Raw genomic sequence first — 1,665 nt, 5'->3', positions numbered from 1 at the left:
TGCCCTGCAACCCGTCTCGACAATCGTGACGCCCATATCGCCTATCTCAAGGAGACCGGCGTGGTGTCACAGGCCGGGCCGCTTTTGAATGACGAGGGCGAGATGGTGGGCTCGCTGGTGATCCTAGATGTCGAGGATATGGAGGCGGCGCAGGAGTGGGCCAATAACGATCCCTATGCCAAGGCCGAACTGTTTTCGGGGGTCGAATTGATCCCGTGGAAGAAAGTGATCTGATGCGCCATTGGCTGTTCAAGTCCGAACCGTCGGTCTGGGGCTGGTCCGATCAGGTGGCCAAGGGCGACGCGGGCGAGGAGTGGAACGGCGTGCGCAACTATCAGGCGCGCAATTTCATGCGCGAGATGGCGGTGGGGGATCGCGGGTTCTTTTACCATTCGCAAAAGGAAAAGGCGGTTGTGGGCACAGTCGAGGTGATCGCCGAGGCGCATCCCGACAGCACCACCGATGATCCGCGATGGGAGTGTGTGGACATCAAGGCGCTGGAGGTGGCACGGGGGCCGGTCACGCTGGAGATGATCAAGGCCGATCCGCGCCTGTCGGAGATGGTGCTGGTGCGCAACTCGCGCCTGTCGGTGCAGCCGGTGACGGCGGAGGAATGGCGGATCGTGTGCGAGATGGCGGGGGTGTCGGGTTAGGGGCCGTCGTTGTGTTGCAGCGCGAAGGGCCTGGAACTGCCGTTGAATGACCGCCAGAAGTGCCACGTGATCGCAGGGCCGGGGACTGGCGATGCAACGTGTGTGGCGGGTACTTTATCCCGGCAAAATCCGTATAACCCCAACACGTTGCGCAACCCCTCAAATCGCCAGGCCGCGGGACGGCCCGGCGATCGCGCGGCACCTTCGGTGCGTTTCGCGCGGAGTGCGGCCAACGACAGCTCAAGGCCAGACCTTCCCTTTACGACAGCCCCCAGACAAAGCTGGTGTAATGGCCCCGGTGCAAACCTGCGACCGGCGCGCGCCTCATGCCTCCACCGCCGCCACCTCGCTCACCCACGCCACCTGACGCGGCAGGCAGATGGTTTGCAGATCATAGCGCGCGCGGATCAGGTTGCGGGCTGCCACCCCCAGACGGTGCCGCGCGGCCTCATCCTCCAGCAGCGCGCAAACCTCGCCCACAAGTGCTGCACCGTCGAAGAACTCCACCAGCCGCCCGGTTTCGTCATGGGTGATCACCTCGCGCACCGGCGCGGTATCGCCGGCGACAATGGCTGCGCCACAGCTCATCGCCTCCATCAGCGACCAGCTGAGCACGAAGGGATAGGTCAGGTAGACATGCACCCGACTAACCTGCAACAGGCGCAGAAAGCGGTCATAGGGGATGCGCCCAAGGAAATGCACGCGCGCCCAATCGGCGTCTGAAATCTGCCCGCGCACCTCGTCGATGAAGACCTGTTTCCAGGTCTGTCCCTTGGGCGGACGGGCACCATAGCTGACCTCGTCGCCGCCGACGATCAGGACGCGGGCCCGGGGGCGTTCGCGCAACAGACGCGGCAGCGCGCGCATGAAGACGTGGTAGCCGCGATAGGGCTCGAGGTTGCGATTGACGAAATGATCACCTCGTCGTCGCGGGTGAGTGTGCCCGCGCCCTCGACCTCCAGCCGGACATCGGGCAGCGGGCAGCGGTGAGCGTGTCGATGCCGTCATGGCT

General features: G+C 64.4%; 3 protein-coding genes. 2 read left to right on the top strand and 1 reads right to left on the bottom strand.

The annotated features are described in order from the left end of the window. Together WH5701_RS00275 and WH5701_RS00270 are read left to right on the top strand one after the other, a co-directional pair. Positions 1-234 (top strand): YciI family protein (locus WH5701_RS00275; RefSeq protein ID WP_006169777.1); only part of this gene is annotated, 234 nt, incomplete at its 5' end. Further along, the gene (locus WH5701_RS00270; protein WP_006169776.1) at positions 234-653 is read left to right on the top strand and encodes an EVE domain-containing protein; all 420 of its coding nucleotides are present in this window, start codon (positions 234-236) and stop codon (positions 651-653) included. The genes WH5701_RS00275 and WH5701_RS00270, both read left to right, overlap by 1 nt. A gap of 324 nt (positions 654-977) precedes the next feature. Here WH5701_RS00270 and WH5701_RS00265 read toward each other — a convergent pair. Beyond that, a partial coding sequence (locus WH5701_RS00265; RefSeq protein WP_232201740.1) for a glycosyltransferase occupies positions 978-1,665 on the bottom strand: 688 nt, incomplete at its 5' end.

This window comes from Synechococcus sp. WH 5701, from assembly GCF_000153045.1.
Classification (GTDB): domain Bacteria; phylum Cyanobacteriota; class Cyanobacteriia; order PCC-6307; family Cyanobiaceae; genus Regnicoccus_A; species Regnicoccus_A antarcticus.
This window is presented reverse-complemented; position numbering and strand designations above follow the sequence as displayed.

Excerpts from the sequence above, each read along its gene's own strand:
- WH5701_RS00270 (WP_006169776.1), top strand. The coding sequence starts at position 234 with ATGCGCCATTGGCTGTTCAAGTCCGAACCGTCGGTCTGGGGCTGGTCC.